Source organism: Saccharopolyspora hattusasensis, from assembly GCF_050972075.1.
GTDB lineage: Bacteria > Actinomycetota > Actinomycetes > Mycobacteriales > Pseudonocardiaceae > Saccharopolyspora > Saccharopolyspora hattusasensis.
In genome coordinates this window covers 4,025,437-4,041,050 of record NZ_JBPCDC010000001.1, presented here as the reverse complement: position 1 = coordinate 4,041,050, position 15,614 = coordinate 4,025,437, and the positions used below count along the sequence as shown (strand labels likewise).

The window sequence follows — 15,614 nt, the reverse complement described above, 5'->3', positions numbered from 1 at the left end:
CGACGGCAGTGAAGCGCCCCGATACACGCGGTGGCGTGCGTCTCGCCCGGCACGCCACCGTTGTCAACCGGCCCTGAATCAACCGGCCCTGAATCGGCTGGCCCTGAATCGGCGATGGACCCGACCGTGCAGGCCGCCGGTCGTCCGGACCGCCTGCCCGGATCCGGATGCCCAGACAGGTCCCCGGATCAGTTCGGCCGACCCCAGATCAAGCCGATCCCGGTCAGGACGGCCGGATGACGATCTCGGCGAGGTGTGCGTCGGCGCTGGCGCGCACCGCCGACACGATCGGCGCCGCCACCGATTCGGGGCGCAGGTAGTGGTCGGGGTCGAACGCCTGGCCCTCCTGCTCGCGGACGCTGCGCTGCATGTCGGTGGCGGTGCGACCCGGGAACACCGAGGTGACCCGAACGCCGTTGGTCGCTTCTTCGGCGCGGAGCACGTCGGCGAAGGCGCGCAGTGCGAACTTGCTTGCGGCGTAGGAACCCCAGTTCGGCTTCGCGGACAGGCCGGCGCCGGAGTTGATGAGCACGACGTGGCCCTTCGCGGCGCGCAGCGCGGGCAGCAGCAGCCGGGTCAGCTCGGTGACGGCGAAGAGGTTCAGCTCGAAGGTGCGCCGCCAGGAGTCGCTGGCGGCCTCGGCGACGGGGGCCAGTTCGACGAGACCGGCGCTGTGCACCACAACGTCGAGCCGATCGATGTCGGCGACCGCGGCGGCGACGGCATCGCGGTCGGTTAGTTCTACGGGCCACGGTTTGGCACCGGGGAGCTCGTCGACGAGCGTTTGCAGCGCGGTGGCGTCGCGCCCGCCCAACAGCAGGTCGTGCGTATCGGAGAGCGAGCGGGCGACGGCGGCCCCGATGCCTCTTGAGGCACCGGTGACCAGGGCAATTGGGCGTTCGAACATGCCATAACGGTATCGTCGGGCGGTTCCGGGGCGGCGACCGGTCATCCCAGCAATCAGGCTGCCTCTTGACCCGTTGAGGTGATGGGGCTTAGGTCACTCCAGTGAGCAGCGCCGACGCAGCCCCTGCCGAAGTCCAGAACCGGATCCTGCGCAAGGTCGCGGTCCGGCTGATGCCGTTCCTGATCTTGCTCTACTTCGTGAACTACCTGGACAGGGTCAACATTGGTTTCGCTGGCCCGAATGGGATGAACGACGAGCTGGGGCTGACCGCGACGACCTTCGGCTTCGCGTCGGGCATCTTCTTCATCGGCTACCTGGTGCTGGAGGTGCCGAGCAACCTCGCCCTGCACCGCTTCGGGGCGCGGAAGTGGCTCGCCCGAATCATGATCAGCTGGGGCGTGGTGGCCACGGTGATGGCGTTCGTGCCGAGCCCCACCGCCCTCGTCGTGCTGCGGTTCCTGCTCGGCGTGGCCGAGGCCGGGTTCTTCCCGGGCATCATCCTGTACCTGACGTACTGGTTCCCGGCGGCGCAGCGGGCGAAGGCGGTCGCGCTGTTCATGACCGCTATCCCGGTGTCCAGCGCCATCGGTGCCACGGTTTCGAGCGCGCTGATCAGCGCCGGGCACGGGATCTTCGGGCTGTCCGGGTGGCGGTTCATGTTCCTCGTCGAGGGCATCCCGGCGATGCTGCTCGCGGTGGCGACCTGGTTCTACCTGACCGACCGGCCGTCGGGGGCGAAGTGGCTGTCGGCGGAAGAACGGGCCTGGCTGAGCGACCAGCTGGAGGCCGAGCGCGCGCATACCGAGACGGCGCACGGCTGGCCGCTGCGGAGGGCGCTGACCCACCCGCGGATCCTGGCGCTGGCGTTCGTGTACTTCGGCATCGCGTACGGCCTGTACGCGCTGGGCTTCTTCCTGCCCACCATCATCAAGGGCTTCGAGCAGCAGTACGGCACGAATCTGTCCACTATGGAAACCGGGCTGGTCACCGCGGTGCCGTACGTGGTCGGCGCGGTGGCCATGGTGTTCTGGGCCGCGCACGGCGACCGGAAGCGGGAGCGGGTGTGGCACGTCGCGTTGCCGATGCTGCTCGGCGGCGTGTGCATCCCGATCGCGCTGTACCTGGGCAATCCGCTCGGCGCGATGGCCGCGGTGACGGTCTGCGCGGTCGGCGTCTGCGCCGCGCTGCCGACCTTCTGGGCGTTGCCGAGCAACTTCCTGTCCGGTGCCGCGGCGGCGGGCGGCATCGCGCTGATCAACTCGCTGGGCAACATCAGCGGTTTCGCGGCGCCGTACGTCACCGGTGCGCTCAAGGACACGACCGGTTCCCAGAAGACCGGCCTGTGGGTGGTCGGCTTCGTGATGGTCGCGGCGGCGATCACGGTGATCGCCCTCCGCGCGGCACCGCGGGCGGAGAAGCAAGAAGTGAGCACGGCGTAAGCAAGCTGATGCGCCTCGCGGTCCTCGGCGTCTGCGGGGCGTGGCCGGGTGCGGGGCGTGGCCGGGTGCGGGGCGTGGCCGGCTGCGGGGCAGGCGTGCAGCGGTTACCTCGTCGAGCACGACGGGTTCCGCCTGTGCTGGATCCCGGCTACGCCACGCTGCCGAGCCTGCTCGCGTCGACTCCGGCGGAGTGGGCGGACGCGGTTCTGGTCAGCCGCAGACATCCGGATCACTGCGCAGATCTGAATCCGCTGCTGCGGGCCCGGGTGCTCGGTGACGCTCCCCCGCCGCCGCTGCCGGTCCACGCCTTGCCGGGCGCTCTGGACGCGGTGCTCTGGACGCGGTGCTGGCCTGGATGGCCGAATGCTGCAAGGCTTGACGAGCGCGCGAGTTCGACGCCGGCACGCGGTTCGAAATTGGACCGTTCACAGTGGACACAGGTCGCTACCGCACTTCGTGCCCAACGCGGGCATGCGGCTGGCAGCGGACGGCAAGGTCATCAGCTACACCGGGGATACCGGCTCAGCCCGGACATCGTCGAGTTGGCTCGCGAAGCCGACGTCTTCCTGGCCACTCGTGCTGACCCACCTCTGGCCGGGCACCGAAGCGGCTGATGCGCAGCGGTCGGCCCGCGCAGCCTTCACCGGCGAGATCGAAGTCGCCGTGCCGGGGTTGGAAAGGGGCCTCGCCTGACGGGGATCAAGAATCCGCGCCGTACAGCCGCAAGAACGCCCGCACGCCGCTGACGCTCTCGTCGGCCTCGCCCGGGGGCATCGGCATCGAGCCGTAGAACGTCCGCTGGAACACGGTGGTGACCGTGAGCAGGTTGAAGTGAAGGGCGGCCTGCTTGGCGTCGTCGATCGCGAGCAGACCCCGCTCGGTGATCTTCCGGAGGTACGGAGCGAGCCGTTCACGCACCGACTGCGGGCCTGCGGCCAGCCATTTCTCCAGCACCGGAACGCCGCGGAACCGCACGAAGACCAGCCGGCGGAGCCCGGACCGCTGGAACTCCGGCACCGACCGCACGGACGCGACTTCGGCCACCGCGCCGAGCACCTCCCCCAACCACTCGGCGCACCGCGGCATCGCGCCGTCCGGCACCACCCAGGGCAGATCGATGTCGCTGTACTCGTCAGCGGTTCCGGCTCCCAGCGAACCGATCAACGACACCCGCGACCCCGGCGCAGCGCCGTGCAACGCGCTCGCCAAGGCCCGCGCGAACGACGCTTGATCCGCAGACGCCACCAGCCGAAACTACCCCGGGAAGCGCAACGAGGGCCTCCGGAACAAGCCGAAGACCCCCGCGCTCGCAAGGTGGATCAGCTTCCGCCGATCTCACCGCCGTCCTTGCGCCAGACCGCCACGACCGACGGGCGCGGCTGCGAGTTGCCGCCGTCCGGCCAGTGCGAAGCCGGCTTGTCCGCGCTCGCCCCGTCGAGCTCGCCCGGGTGCTGCACGCACACGGTCACGAACTTGTCCCGGATCACCGGGCCGCAGGTCTCCGCGCCGTGCGGCACCGTCAGGAACTGCTTGACATGCCCGCGCTGTGGACCGTCCACCGGCACCGAGAACAGGCCGTCGTTGCTCTTCAGCGCGTTGCCGTCGGTGGAGATCCACAGGTTGCCGTGCCGGTCGAAGGCCACGTTGTCCGGGCACGAGATCGGGCTGACCTGGGACTTGTCGAACCCGCCGAAGTAGGTTCCCGCGTCGTTCGGGTCGCCGCACACCAGCAGCAGGTTCCAGCGAAGCCTGGTGCCGACCGCGTCGTCGTCGATCTCCAGGATGTGGCCGTGCTTGTTGCCGACCCGCGGGTTGGCCTCGTCCGGCGCGGCGTTGCCGGTCGAGCCGCGGTTGCTGTTGTTGGTCAGCGCGCAGTAGATGCGGCCGTTGACCGGGTTCGGCTCGATGTCCTCCGGCCGGTCCATCTTGGTCGCCCCGACCTCGTCGGCGGCGAGGCGGGTGAAGAGGTAGACCTCTTCGGCGGTGAACCCGGGCACGAACGACTTCTTGCCGCTGGCCAGCGGAATCCACTCGCCGGTGCCGTCGAAGTGGCCGTCCGACGGCAGCTTGCCGGTGCCGTCGATCTCGCCGGCGGGGCTGTTGCCGCTGAACTTCGCGACGTACAGGGTGCCGTCGTCGAGGAGCGACATGTTGTGCCGGCGGGCGTAGGCGCTGTTGCCCGGCTTCACCTTGCCGTTGGAGACGAACTTGTAGATGTAGTCGAAGCGCTCGTCGTCACCGGAGTAGACGACCACGCGCCCGTCGTCGGCGATCTTCACCGCCGCGCCCTCATGCTTGAAGCGGCCGAGCGCGGTGTGCTTGACCGGCGTCGAGTTCGGGTCGTGCGGGTCGATCTCGACGACCCAACCGAAGCGGTTCGCCTCGTTGGGCTCCTTGGCGAGGTCCCAACGCTTGTCGAACCTCTCCCATTTGCGGGTGCTCGCGGTGCCCTTGAGGCCGTAGCGGGCGAGGCGCTTCTTGGCCGTCGGCTCGGTGACCGAGTCGGCGTTGGCGAAATACTGGTTGAAGTTCTCCTCGCCGGATAGGATCGTTCCCCACGGCGTCATGCTGCCCGCGCAGTTGTTCTGCGTGCCGAGGACCTTCGTGCCGGTCGGGTCGGCGGAGGTCTTGAGGTAGTCGCTGCCCGCGGCCGGCCCGCGCAGCTCGAACGGCGTGCTCAGGGTGATGCGCCGGTTGTACTTGCTCGGCAGTGGCTTGAGCCCGCCGCCCTGCTGCTCGACGTACACCACCGAGAGGCCGTGCGCGGCCCAGGCGATGCGCACCTGCTCCTCGGTCGGGTTGTTCTCGTCGTAGCCGACGAACATGTGCGTTTCGGTGGTGTACTCGTGGTTCACCACCAGCAGGCCGCGCTTGCCGCTGCCGTCCAGCGAGACCAGCTCGGCGAAGTCGTTGTTGTAGCCGAACTGCTTCTCCTGCGCCGCCGCGGTCTGGTTGTTGAAGTCGAACTCGGGCGCGCCGGGCAGCACCGGGTCGCCCCAGCGGATCACGATGCCCTGCTCGTAGCCCTCGGAGATGACGACCCGGTCTTCGGTGTTCGGGGCGACCGGGGTGTAGTCGGTGCCCGGCACGTTGCCCTGGCCCGGGCGGGCGAGCGGGGCGGGCGCGGGGGTCGCTGCCGTCGCGGTGCCTGCGAGGGCCGCCGCGCCGCCGACGGTCAGCGCGAGCACGCCGCTGGCCTTGAGCGCGCCGCGTCGGCTGAGCACACTCTCGACGATGTCGCCGAAGTAGGCGTTGTCCGAGGTGTTGGGGGCTTCGTGCGCACAGGCGTTGCCGCAGCGGTACTTGCACGTCACCGAGGAGCGGTTAGCCGAGTGGTGGGGAAGCAGGGGGAGCGGGATGACCCGCCCGCTGTCCGGTCGCGAAGACAAGCGGACCTCCAGATGCTCGTCAGGGGAACAACTGGAAGTTAGGTCGATCAGGCGATGGTTCCCGGACGCGAAAGTAAACGGCGGTTAAACATGCGACACAGAGTTATCGAAACCGCAGGCGAGAGACCTGAATTGACCAACGCTGCGTGTCCGACCGAACACCGAATCAGCAGTAGGGCGGCTGGTTGGTGAGCGCGGTCGCCACGGTCAGCCAGACGCGGAACTGCCGGTAGACGTCGGGCATGCGGCCGCTGATCGCGACGGTGCGGTCGTCGCGGGCGGCGACGCCGGGGAGGTTCCGCAGGGTGTCGGCGACCGAAGCCGACGGCCAGCGCGCGGCGTTCACCGATCGTTTCACGCCGACCGGGCTCTCAGCGGGGAGGATTGCCCCGCAGCCAGGTCAGGACCTGCTGGGCGTGCTCTTTCGGCGGGAAGATCGGGTAGCGGGCGTGCTCGATCGCGCGGTCGCGGATGATCAGCGTCAGCCGCTTGTAGAGCGTCATTCCGCCGAGCTCGAACGTTGGCAGGTCGAGCGCGCCGGCCAGGGCCAGCGCGGGATCGGAGAGCATCTTGAACGGCAGGCAGAGCCGGTGCCGGGACGACCGGTGAGCGGGTAGATGTAGAGCACTGCGCGGCCCGGGCCGAGCTCGTCGACGTGGACCGCTTCGCCTGCTGTGCCCGGGAGTTCCAGATGCGGCATCCGCCTCCCGGGCAGGTGGTTCGCCGCGCCGTCGTCCTCGGGCACGGGCAGGTCGGCTGGCAGGTTCAGGTAGTCGTTCATCGGGTCCCGCTCCACGGGCGGCGCGGCTGTTGCGATGGGCGGCTTCGTGCAGGTGCGCGATCAGCACCGCGCGGCGGGAGGTGAGCGCCTCGGTCCGCTCGGTGAGCTCGTCGATGGCCTCCCGGTAGTCGGCGAGCGAGGCCGGGCAGCCGTCCGCGTGCTGCCGACCGGCCGCGAGGCAGTCGAGCAACGGCCGGGTGCGCTCAACCCGAGCGGAAAAATCGGTGTCGTCGGCGTGGCCCGCGTTGCTATCTTCCCCGCATGTCGTGTTTTGCTGTTGCCGTTTTCATGCGGCTGCGTTCCGCCTAGGCGGCGCAGGATCCGAATTCGCGCCGCCGTACGCGTCCGGGCTCCCGTTTCCTGACGCGCGGTTCGTCGTGCCTGAAACACCACGCTGACCTGCGCTCGCGAGAGCCCGGTTCCGACCGGTCCGCGAACACAGGAGCAGCCGACATGCCTACCCGCCGGAATTCGGCGCGCGATCGTGCGCGCCGCGAACTCGGCCAGAACTTCTTGATCGACCGGAGCGTCGCGCGGCGCCTGGTCGATCTCCTCGATCCATCACCGGTTCCGGTGGTCGAACTCGGGGCAGGGCGCGGAGCCCTCACCCGCGAGCTCGTCCACGCCGGACGAACGGTCACCGCCGTGGAACTGGACCGCCACTGGGCGGACGAGCTCCGCGACAGCTGTCCACGAGTGAGCGTGATCAGGTGCGACATGCTCGATTTCCGCTTCCCCGCCGCGCCGCACGCGGTGGTCGGCAACCTCCCGTTCCGCATCACGACGGCGATGATGCGCCGGCTGCTGGGCGAGCGGAGCTGGTCGGAGGCGGTGCTGCTGGTGCCGTGGGATGTGGCCCGGAAACGCGCGTCAGGTGGCAGTCAGCTGAACGCCCAGTGGGCGCCGTGGTACGAATTCCGGCTCTGCGGCGGGGTTTCCGCGCGATCGTTTCGCCCGGTACCCGCGGTCGACGGCGGCATCCTGAAGGTGCAGCGCAGACCGCACCCGCTGGTGCCGTTCGGTGACCTGCGGCGCTACCAGCGGTTCGTCGAGGCGGTGTTCACGGGGCGCGGCCGCGGCCTGGCCGAGATCGTCCGCAACGTGACGGGCTGCCGGGTGCGAAACCTGCCCGCGCTCCCCCGGGATCTCACCGCGGAGGACTGGGCCCACCTCTACGCCGAAACGAAACCACCTGACACCAAGGCTCATGAGCACTTAGGGCCGCCATCGCAACCCAAAGCGCTGAGGTGGTGAAGCGACGTTGTGGTGGCCGCTCTCCGAAGCGCCCAGGCTCTTCACTGTCACGCGCCCTCGCGGGTCCGGGGCGCCGGGTCCAGCGGCATGGAGAGGACGCGCTCGCCCGAATCGGAGATGTTGGCGAGGAAGAGCCGGTTGGTCATGAAGAACACCGGCCGCAGCACGGGGGCGGGCACGCCGAGACGCTGGATGTGCGCCTCGATGGTGGCTTGCTCTCGAAGTGGGCGACGCCGGAGTCGCGTTCGGCGCCGCCGACGGAGTTGTAGACGCTGGTCCTTGGCGATGTCGGCGATCGCCGAGCCCAGGCGGACCTCGGCGGCGAGTCCCGCTTCGTCCCAGGCCAGCGTTTGCATGCTGAACACCGCGTCCGCGCCCGGTCATCGCCTTGCGAAGGGAAACTGGGCGACGCTGGCCGAGCTGGCGCGTGTCGGCTACGCCGAGCTGACCATGGAACGGGTCGCGGAGCGCGCCAAGGCCGGCAAGCGTCGCTGTACCGCAGGTGCTCGAGCCGGATGGAGCTGGTGCTGGCCGCGGTTTACAGCACCTGGCCGGAACCGGCTGCGTCGGTGGACACCGGGAGCCTGCGCGGAGATCTCCTCGCGATGATCGCAGCGCCGAAGCGCTTGACGTTTCCGCTGGTCCGGGGTCGTGAGTGTTGCTTCCGGTTCTTACCGGAACCAACACTCACGACAACCGCGAGCTGATGCGCCGCCAGCAGTCCATGCAGGTGGCCTCGTCGATCCACTCGATGCTCACCATCGCGGCCTATCTGGGGTGGGTGGCTGTGAACAGCGTGCTGCTGGGCCGCTGGCAGGCGATGATCGCCGAAGTCCCCCGGCAGCGGGGCGTCCCCGCTGGTTCGCCTTCCACGGCTCGTCGTGGGGCATCGCCCAGCCTGCCGTCCCGGCGGTCGTGGCTGTGGCCGCAAGCCTCGCGGGCGGCACCGGTGCTGCTGCTTTCCTGACCGCTGCAGTCGCTTTCCTGGCTGGGCGGGTTCTTCTGGCCGGCACCTCCGGCAGGCCTGGCGCCGATGATCGGCAGCGGAGGCGGATGTCTGCGCGGTTTTAGAACCCGGCGTCCCCCTGATGTCCGTGCAAGGGGTCACCGGGTCCATCAGTCGTTCAGTTGGGCCTCAGAACTCCTCGCCGACCAGGGCGGCCTCGGCGGGGACCTGGTGGGCGTCGGCCTTGGTGCGCAGTTCCAGGGACAGCAGGCCCGCCGCGATCACGCACAGCACCGCGCCGACCGCGAACGGGGCGTGCTGCGAACCGAACCAGGTGGCCACGTGCCCGACGAGGGTGGCCGCGACCGCGCCGCCGAGCCAGCGGCAGAAGTTATAGCCAGCGCTGGCGACCGGGCGCGGCGCGTCGCTGATGCTCATCGCGGTACCGGTGAACAGGGTGTTGAGCAGGCCGGAGGCGACGCCGCTGACGACCACCGCGACGACCACGACGGGCTTGGAGCCGATCGCCATGACGCCGAGCAGGACCGCGAAGAACAGCACCGCGATGATGGTCCCGCCGACCTCGCCGAACCGGGCCGCGAGCTTCGGGGCCAGGAACACGCCGGAGAGGGCGACGCACAGACCCCAGCCGAAGAACACCAGGCCGACCGCGATCGCGCCGAACTCCAGGACGAACGGCGACCAGGCCAGCACGATGAAGAACGCGGCGGTATAGAAGGCGGAGCCGAGCGCTGTCCGCAGCAGGCCACTGTGGCCGAGCGCGCGGATCGGGTCGAGCAGCCGGACCTTGGGCCGGTCGGCGCGGTTGCCGTCCTTGGGCAGGAAACCGCCGGAGAGGATCAGCGCGATCGCCATCAGCACCGCGGTGCCGGCGAAGGGGCCGCGCCAGGAGATGTTGCCCAGCAGGGCGCCCAGCAGCGGGCCGGTGGACAGGCCGATGCCTAGCGCCGCCTCGTAGAGCAGGATGGCGGCCTGCTGGCCGCCGCTGGCGGCGCCGACGATCACCGACAGCGCGGTGGCGATGAAGAAGGCGTTGCCGAGGCCCCACACCGCGCGCAGCGCGACGAGTTGGCCGATCGAGCCGGCCATCGCGCACACCAGGGTCGCCACCACGATCAGCACCAGGCCGGTGACCACGGTCCGCTTCGCGCCGAAGCGGGCGCTGAACGCGCCGGTGATGAGCATCGCCACGACCTGCACGCCCAGGTAGGACGAGAACAGCAGGGTGACCTGCTCGGGTCCGGCGCGCAGCGCCTCGGCGATGGAGAGCAGGATCGGGTCGACCAAGCCGATGCCCATGAAGGCGATCACAGCCGCGAACGCGGTGATCCACACCGCCTTCGGTTGCCCCTTGAAAACGTCGAGAAACCGAACGTCGTGCCCGGCGCTCATCGGTCACCACTCCTCATGGACGGGAGCAAGTCGTTTGCGAGGCTAACAAAGTTTTGTTAGCAAACCAAACGGACATGAGGGGTTCAGGGCGAATTGCTCCAGCTGGCGGCAAGGGTGGCGACCGATGGGCTCAGCGGGCAAGGGCGGCGATCAGTGCCGCATGAGGCTGGTGTGGAAGCGGTTGCGTCGCGGTGTGCAAGGGCGGGGTTTTGTTTCTAAGCGGCGCCAGCCGCTTAGCCCGCGCTTTAGCCACCCTCGCGGCGTCTGAGGTTCCGCTACTTGCATCGCCGCACAAAACGAGCCCGGAAACGGGTTTTCAGCGGTTAAGTGCGGCTTGGGCGGCTGCCGCGACCACCTCCTCCGTGTGGTGCTCGGCGAGCACCGCGAGGATCTCGCCGGCGCTGCGGTGCGCGGTCGCGGCGATCTCCTTGACCAACTCGACCTGCTCCGGCTCCGGCTGGTGGGCGAACTCCGCGAGGAACAGATCGACGTCTTCGTCCAGGGCCGCCGCCATGCCGTCGAGCGAGAACAGCAATTCATCGCCGGGCCGGGCCGTATTCTCGGTGCTGGTCGGCCGGGACTGCAGCCACATCCGCGCCGCCGGCCCGGCGACCGCATCCTCGGTCAGCTCGCGCACCGCCGACACACCGTCGTCGCCGGTGTGCTCCAGCAGGCCCAGCGCCGCCAGCCGGATAGTTGGGTGGTCCACCCTTGTCAGCAAGGCCGCCAGCTCGGCGCTGGCCCGCGTCGTGCCGCGCCGCTCGATCCACTGCGGGATCAACACCTGCTGCACGTCCGCCGGGGCATCCGCCACCACCAGTGCCAGCAGCTCCGCCGGACACGCAACCAGATCGTCCACAGTGGGCACCTGGAAGCCGAAGGCGCGCAACGACTCCCGCGCGGCCCAGAGACCCGGTGGCAGCAGCTCGACCACGGTGTGATCGGCGCCGACGCCGTCGGGCACGACTTCTTCCAGTGCCTCGATCTCCTCCGGCGCGGTGGTCACGTGGCACCGGACCGCCTGCATCGCCGCCCACTGGGCGAGCATCCGGCGGACGATGCCGCGCACCGCCTCGCGATCGTCCGGCTCATCCGCGTCCAGGAGGTCGCAGGCCATCATGACGATCAGTTCCAGCGGTACCGCCTCGGTTCGCGAGTACAGCATGCTCAACGCGGCCTGGACGATCTCCAGCAGCGCGTCGTCGTCGGAAAGCCCGTCGAGCTCGGCGTGGAAGACGTCGTCGACGAGCACGAACCGCTGCCAGAGCCGGGTCCACAGCAGTTCCGGTTCCGCCAGCAGGGGTTCCGCGATCAGGGTCGGCACCAGCAGGTCCCCGGCCGACCGGACCAGGCCCGCCCGCTCGGCCCACTCCAGCAAAAGGTCGGCGTCCTCGGCGGCACCGCCGGAAGGCTCCGCGAGGGCCGCGACGAGGTCGTCCACATCGGACGGATCCCGGCCGTCGCCGACCCACTCCAGGACCGTGCGAATGCGCTGCATGATCGGCGATCCCGCCGCGATGGCCCGGTGCGGCTCGACGTGGACGAGATCGATCGGCGGCAACCAGAGCGCGGGCTGGGATGGCGACTCCTGCGCGTCCCGGCGCTCGATCTCCTCGAACACCTCGCTGTCGAAGTCGATCTCCTCGGCGTCCACCGCGTCGAAGAACCCGGCCACGGCCTGCGGATCTTCGGCGTCCACTCCGAGTTCGTGCATCGTCGTGCCCCAGAACTTCTCCACGCCCCACTCGGTCGGCTCGGCCATCGCCGCCAGGTAGTCCGGAACGGCCCGCTCGACCGCCTCATGCAGCTCGTCGAGCGGGCTCGGCGAGGTCAGCAGCCCCTCCTCGGAGAGGAAACCGAGCCACTGGTGCAAGAAATCCGGCACCAGCGGCCACCGCGCCACGATCATCTTGCGGGGTACCACTTCGACCAGGAACCGCACCAGGTCCTCTTCGGTCCAGCAAGCCAGCAGGCCGTCCCTGGTGAACTTGTCGTCCAGCAGGCACCCCGCCAGCCACCCGGCGTCCAGCTCCGGGCGGCTGCGGGCGAACGCGTCGATCAACTCTTCGCGCGCCGCTTCGAACCGGTCGACCTCGCCGTGGATGAAGGCAGTTCGCATCACGTGCTCCTTTCGCTAAGGTGTGCGGATCAGCGTAGGTAGCACGTGGAGAAGTCCCGGGCAGCGAAGCGATCAAGGCCCGCGTGTCGTGATCCCTCGAACGGTGCTCGAACCCGGGAATGCGGAATCTCGGTATGGCCTTCGGTAGTTGTCCCGCTTCGCCACCAGGGGCTTTGGTCCCATGCTTTCTACACGTCCTGATTTGGACGTACCAGCGCACCGCCTGGCGAACCCGGTGGTCGAACGGCGATAACCGCCGGGGTGACCGCGGCCCACCCGGTCGTTCCGGTCTTGGGTCGACCCCCGGATCCGTCAGAGGCGTGCCCAACAAGGAGGAGGTACTGCGTGACCGGACAGCAGCTACTTTCCCAGCTGCCTGTTGTTCGGCCCTCCCATTCGGCGAGGTGGGTGCCACCCGTCCGACAAGGCGGCAACGGAGCCGCCGCGCCCACCTCGCCGACCCATGCTCCCGATCCCGCGAAGACTCGCGAACACCCGAGATGAACAGCACTTCCGAATACCGCTCCTACGGTTGGTGGGTCGAGAACGACCCAAACTCCGACCACACCACGCTCATCATCGGCGGACGCATCAGCGTGCTGCGAATGCCAGCCCCGATCGCCGCCCGCGTGCACCAAGTGCTCGCGATCCACCTCCAAACCGGACCCGCTCTGGTCGACGGCGACGACTGGGTGCTGTTCGCCCAGCCCGATGGCCGCGGCGACCTACCGGAAGACCTCGACGAGGTCACCGCCGTGCCGACCGGCAGCCGGATGGACCTGCCGCCGCTGGACGACCCGGGCTGGATCACCCCGCCCCACGCGGACCGCCCGGCGCCGTCCCGCCAGGTCATCTTCTCGGCCGCCCGCCGCGCCAGGGCCGAAGCACCCCCGCTCGTCGCCGTCTGACTCGCTCCCCAGGGTCCGTGAGTACTTTTGGGCGCTACAACCCCCAAAAGTACTCACGGGTCTGTCTTCTCTGGAAACGAGTTTCAGGCCTCCTCGGCCACCCAGACCGCTATTTGTGCGCGCGAGGTGGCTCCGAGCTTGGCGAGGATGTGCTCGATGTGGCTATCCGAGGTCCGCTTCGAGATCACCAGGTGCTCCGCGATCTGCCGGTTCGACAGGCCCTGCGCGACCAGCTTCGCCACCTCACGCTCCCGCGGCGTCAGCCGCACCGGCGCGTCGGCCGACGGCTCCGGGCGGCGCACCCCGAGCGTGAACTGGACCAGTTCGTCCACTGTGTACTCCGAGCCGCGGTGCCGCTCCGCGCGGAGTTCCGACGTCGGCAGGGCGTTCCGGATCCGCGCATCGGTCTCCGTGTGCCAGCCGAGGTAGCGGTCGATGCCGAACAGGTAGCGGCCCAGCGGCCGCCACAGGTGCGCCACCGCCGAGCTCAGCCGGGCCGCCCGGTCCACGCGCCCCTGCGCCGCGGACACCCACGCCTCCATTTCGACCGCCAGCAGGATCCCGGTGAAGTCGTTGAACAGCTGCTTGATCCGCAGGCCTTCGCGCAGGTGCTCCTGCGCAGCCGGGTAGTCGCCCTGCCGCCAGCGCACCAGCCCGAGCGTCAGCTCGCACCACGAGCGGTCCCACAACTCGCCATGCTCTTCGCAGATCTCCTGGCACTGCTCGCACAGCTCGACGGCTCGCTCGAAGTCGCCCCGGAAGGTCGCCAGCAACGCCAAGTTCGGCAGGCTCATCAGCGCGATCCCGTCGTGCTGAAGCATCTCCTTGCGCTCCAACGCTTCGGCGAACCGGGCCGCCGCCGTCTCGTGCTCGTTGCGCAGCAGTTCGAGGGTCCCGGTGATGTGCCGGGTCAGCGCCAGCACCGCGTCGGCGCCGATCCGCCGCGCCATATCCCGCGCCTCGGCCAGCAGCGACCAGGCGGCATCGACGTCCCCCAGCAAGCAGCTGATCAGCCCATTCACCGCCAGCGCCCGGGCGCGCTGCTCGTCGGGGTCCGACACCACGCGGAGCATTTCGTCCAGCCAGTACCGGCCCTCCCGCAGCGCGCCGCCAGCCACCCAGTAGAACCGCAGGGCGGTCGCCATCCGCAGGCCCTCGGGCCCCTCGCCGGGCTCGGTGCGGCAGAAGTCCAGCGCGGCGCGCAGGTTCGCCCGGTCCTGCCGGATCCGGGTCAGCCAGTCCACCTGCTGCGGGCCGAGCCATTCCGCGTCGACGTGCTCGGCGAGCAGCAGGCAGTGATCGCGGTGCCGCCGCCGCAGCGCGAGCTCCCGCGCGCCGCCGCCGAGCCGCTCCCGCCCGAACTCCTGGATCGTCTTCAGCAGCCGGTAGCGAGTGCGGGTGTCGTGCTGATCTTCCTTGAACAGCACCGACTTCTCCACCAGGCCCGCGACCCCGACGAACACGTCCTCCAAGGTCACGCCGTCGCCGACGCAGACCTCCTCCGCGGCGTCCAGCTCGAAACCGCCGGAGAACACCGACAGCCGCGCCCAAACCACCTGCTCGGTCGGCGAGCACAGGTCGAAGCTCCACTCGATCGCCGCCCGCAGCGTGCGGTGGTGCGGCAGGCCGCTGCGATCGCCCAGGATCAGCAGCCGGTACCGGTCGGCGAGCCGGTCCAGGATCTCCTCCACCGAAAGCGACCGCATCCAAACCGCGGCCAGCTCGATCGCCAGCGGCAGGCCGTCCAGCTGCTGGCACACCCGGACCACCAGCGCCTCGTTGCCCGGTCCGATGACGAATCCCGGCAGCACGGCGGCGGCCCGGTCGGCGAACAGCTCCAGCGCCTCGTAACCGATGGCCTTCTGCACCACGCGGCCCTGCCGGTCCAGCCGGGGCACGACCATCGGCTGCACGGGCCACACCTGCTCGGCGGCGATCGCCAGCGGAGCGCGGGAGGTGACCAGGATGCGCAGCTCGGGGGCGGCGGCGAGCAGGTCGCCGACCAGCGGTCCGCACTCCTCCAGCAGGTGCTCGCAGCCGTCGAGCACGATCAGCATCCGCTTGTCGGCGAGCTGCTCGGCGAGCTGTTGCGCAGTTGGCAGCGCCGCCCGGTCGCTGAGCCCGAGGTTGGTCAACAGGACCCGGGCGACGTCGTCGTCGGGCGGGACGCGGGCCAGCTCCACCAGCCAGACGCCGTCCGGGAAGGTGCGTCGGAGATCGCGCGCGACACGGATGGCCAGCCGTGACTTGCCGACCCCGGCCACACCGGTCAGGGTCACCAGTCGAGAGGTGGACAGCAGCCGTTTGACCTGCGTGATCGCTCCGCGGCGGCCAACGAAGCTCGTCAGGTCGTCGGGGAGTTTGCCCACCCGCCGGGTTGTCATTCCGACCACCCGCACTCTCCGAACGTTGCACCCGAGTGTATGCCCGGATTCACCCGAACAGTCGGATCAGTTGC

Annotated in this window: 14 protein-coding genes and 1 pseudogene; 6 read left to right on the top strand and 9 right to left on the bottom strand. The window is 69.5% G+C overall.

Annotation, left to right across the window (positions count from 1 at the left end; translation table 11 throughout):
- Window positions 1-223: 223 nt before the first annotated feature.
- Window positions 224-907: an SDR family oxidoreductase gene (locus ACRXBZ_RS19030; RefSeq protein WP_433880236.1), complete on the bottom strand. Its 684-nt coding sequence runs from the start codon at window positions 905-907 to the stop codon at window positions 224-226.
- A 101-nt stretch (window positions 908-1,008) separates the two neighbouring features.
- Between ACRXBZ_RS19030 and ACRXBZ_RS19025 the strand changes: the two genes are divergently transcribed.
- Both ACRXBZ_RS19025 and ACRXBZ_RS19020 read left to right on the top strand, forming a co-directional pair.
- The gene (locus ACRXBZ_RS19025; RefSeq protein ID WP_433880235.1) at window positions 1,009-2,346 is read left to right on the top strand and encodes an MFS transporter; all 1,338 of its coding nucleotides are present in this window, start codon (window positions 1,009-1,011) and stop codon (window positions 2,344-2,346) included.
- A 456-nt stretch (window positions 2,347-2,802) separates the two neighbouring features.
- Window positions 2,803-3,039 (top strand): hypothetical protein, encoded by a 237-nt coding sequence (locus tag ACRXBZ_RS19020; protein ID WP_433880234.1) that lies wholly within the window; start codon window positions 2,803-2,805, stop codon window positions 3,037-3,039.
- 6 nt (window positions 3,040-3,045) lie between these two features.
- Here the strand turns inward: ACRXBZ_RS19020 and ACRXBZ_RS19015 are convergent, their stop codons facing one another.
- The 4 genes from ACRXBZ_RS19015 to ACRXBZ_RS19000 all read right to left on the bottom strand — a co-directional run bounded on the left by ACRXBZ_RS19015 (window position 3,046) and on the right by ACRXBZ_RS19000 (window position 6,706).
- Window positions 3,046-3,591, bottom strand: coding sequence for a TetR/AcrR family transcriptional regulator C-terminal domain-containing protein (locus tag ACRXBZ_RS19015; RefSeq protein WP_433880233.1), 546 nt, complete (start codon window positions 3,589-3,591; stop codon window positions 3,046-3,048).
- A 74-nt stretch (window positions 3,592-3,665) separates the two neighbouring features.
- A complete protein-coding gene (locus ACRXBZ_RS19010; protein WP_433880232.1) occupies window positions 3,666-5,735 on the bottom strand; it encodes a PhoX family protein in 2,070 nt (689 codons plus the stop codon).
- A gap of 166 nt (window positions 5,736-5,901) precedes the next feature.
- Window positions 5,902-6,081 (bottom strand): hypothetical protein, encoded by a 180-nt coding sequence (locus tag ACRXBZ_RS19005; protein WP_433880231.1) that lies wholly within the window; start codon window positions 6,079-6,081, stop codon window positions 5,902-5,904.
- Window positions 6,082-6,106: 25 nt separating this feature from the next.
- A complete protein-coding gene (locus ACRXBZ_RS19000; protein ID WP_433880230.1) occupies window positions 6,107-6,706 on the bottom strand; it encodes a MerR family transcriptional regulator in 600 nt (199 codons plus the stop codon).
- Between the two features lie 263 nt (window positions 6,707-6,969).
- On the opposite strand from ACRXBZ_RS19000, the pseudogene erm reads away from it, so the two are divergent.
- Window positions 6,970-7,692 (top strand): annotated as a pseudogene (gene erm / locus ACRXBZ_RS18995) (23S ribosomal RNA methyltransferase Erm); the annotation flags it as partial.
- Between the two features lie 125 nt (window positions 7,693-7,817).
- On the opposite strand, the gene ACRXBZ_RS18990 reads toward erm, so the two are convergent.
- Window positions 7,818-8,126, bottom strand: a complete 309-nt coding sequence (locus ACRXBZ_RS18990) for a Rossmann-fold NAD(P)-binding domain-containing protein (RefSeq protein WP_433880229.1) — start codon at window positions 8,124-8,126, stop codon at window positions 7,818-7,820.
- Here ACRXBZ_RS18990 and ACRXBZ_RS18985 point away from each other — a divergent pair.
- Window positions 8,125-8,379 carry a hypothetical protein gene (locus tag ACRXBZ_RS18985; RefSeq protein ID WP_433880228.1) on the top strand — a complete coding sequence of 85 codons (255 nt, stop codon included), beginning with the start codon at window positions 8,125-8,127 and terminating at the stop codon, window positions 8,377-8,379. The genes ACRXBZ_RS18990 and ACRXBZ_RS18985 overlap by 2 nt on opposite strands.
- 46 nt (window positions 8,380-8,425) lie before the next feature.
- Window positions 8,426-8,737, top strand: coding sequence for a hypothetical protein (locus ACRXBZ_RS18980; RefSeq protein ID WP_433880227.1), 312 nt, complete (start codon window positions 8,426-8,428; stop codon window positions 8,735-8,737).
- A 168-nt stretch (window positions 8,738-8,905) separates the two neighbouring features.
- Here the strand turns inward: ACRXBZ_RS18980 and ACRXBZ_RS18975 are convergent, their stop codons facing one another.
- Both ACRXBZ_RS18975 and ACRXBZ_RS18970 read right to left on the bottom strand, forming a co-directional pair.
- Window positions 8,906-10,129 carry an MFS transporter gene (locus ACRXBZ_RS18975; protein WP_433880226.1) on the bottom strand — a complete coding sequence of 408 codons (1,224 nt, stop codon included), beginning with the start codon at window positions 10,127-10,129 and terminating at the stop codon, window positions 8,906-8,908.
- A gap of 316 nt (window positions 10,130-10,445) precedes the next feature.
- The gene (locus ACRXBZ_RS18970) at window positions 10,446-12,248 is read right to left on the bottom strand and encodes a HEAT repeat domain-containing protein (protein WP_433880225.1); all 1,803 of its coding nucleotides are present in this window, start codon (window positions 12,246-12,248) and stop codon (window positions 10,446-10,448) included.
- A 500-nt stretch (window positions 12,249-12,748) separates the two neighbouring features.
- Between ACRXBZ_RS18970 and ACRXBZ_RS18965 the strand changes: the two genes are divergently transcribed.
- On the top strand, window positions 12,749-13,156 hold the full coding sequence (locus tag ACRXBZ_RS18965; RefSeq protein WP_168585843.1) for a hypothetical protein: 408 nt from the start codon (window positions 12,749-12,751) through the stop codon (window positions 13,154-13,156).
- A gap of 83 nt (window positions 13,157-13,239) precedes the next feature.
- Here the strand turns inward: ACRXBZ_RS18965 and ACRXBZ_RS18960 are convergent, their stop codons facing one another.
- Window positions 13,240-15,540: an ATP-binding protein gene (locus tag ACRXBZ_RS18960; protein WP_433880224.1), complete on the bottom strand. Its 2,301-nt coding sequence runs from the start codon at window positions 15,538-15,540 to the stop codon at window positions 13,240-13,242.
- Window positions 15,541-15,614 lie beyond the last annotated feature (74 nt).

Excerpts from the sequence above, each read along its gene's own strand:
- ACRXBZ_RS18965 (WP_168585843.1), top strand. The coding sequence starts at position 12,749 with ATGAACAGCACTTCCGAATACCGCTCCTACGGTTGGTGGGTCGAGAAC.
- ACRXBZ_RS18975 (WP_433880226.1), bottom strand. The coding sequence starts at position 10,129 with ATGAGCGCCGGGCACGACGTTCGGTTTCTCGACGTTTTCAAGGGGCAA.
- ACRXBZ_RS18985 (WP_433880228.1), top strand. The coding sequence starts at position 8,125 with ATGCTGAACACCGCGTCCGCGCCCGGTCATCGCCTTGCGAAGGGAAAC.
- ACRXBZ_RS18990 (WP_433880229.1), bottom strand. The coding sequence starts at position 8,126 with ATGCAAACGCTGGCCTGGGACGAAGCGGGACTCGCCGCCGAGGTCCGC.
- ACRXBZ_RS18970 (WP_433880225.1), bottom strand. The coding sequence starts at position 12,248 with ATGCGAACTGCCTTCATCCACGGCGAGGTCGACCGGTTCGAAGCGGCG.
- ACRXBZ_RS18960 (WP_433880224.1), bottom strand. The coding sequence starts at position 15,540 with ATGACAACCCGGCGGGTGGGCAAACTCCCCGACGACCTGACGAGCTTC.
- ACRXBZ_RS19030 (WP_433880236.1), bottom strand. The coding sequence starts at position 907 with ATGTTCGAACGCCCAATTGCCCTGGTCACCGGTGCCTCAAGAGGCATC.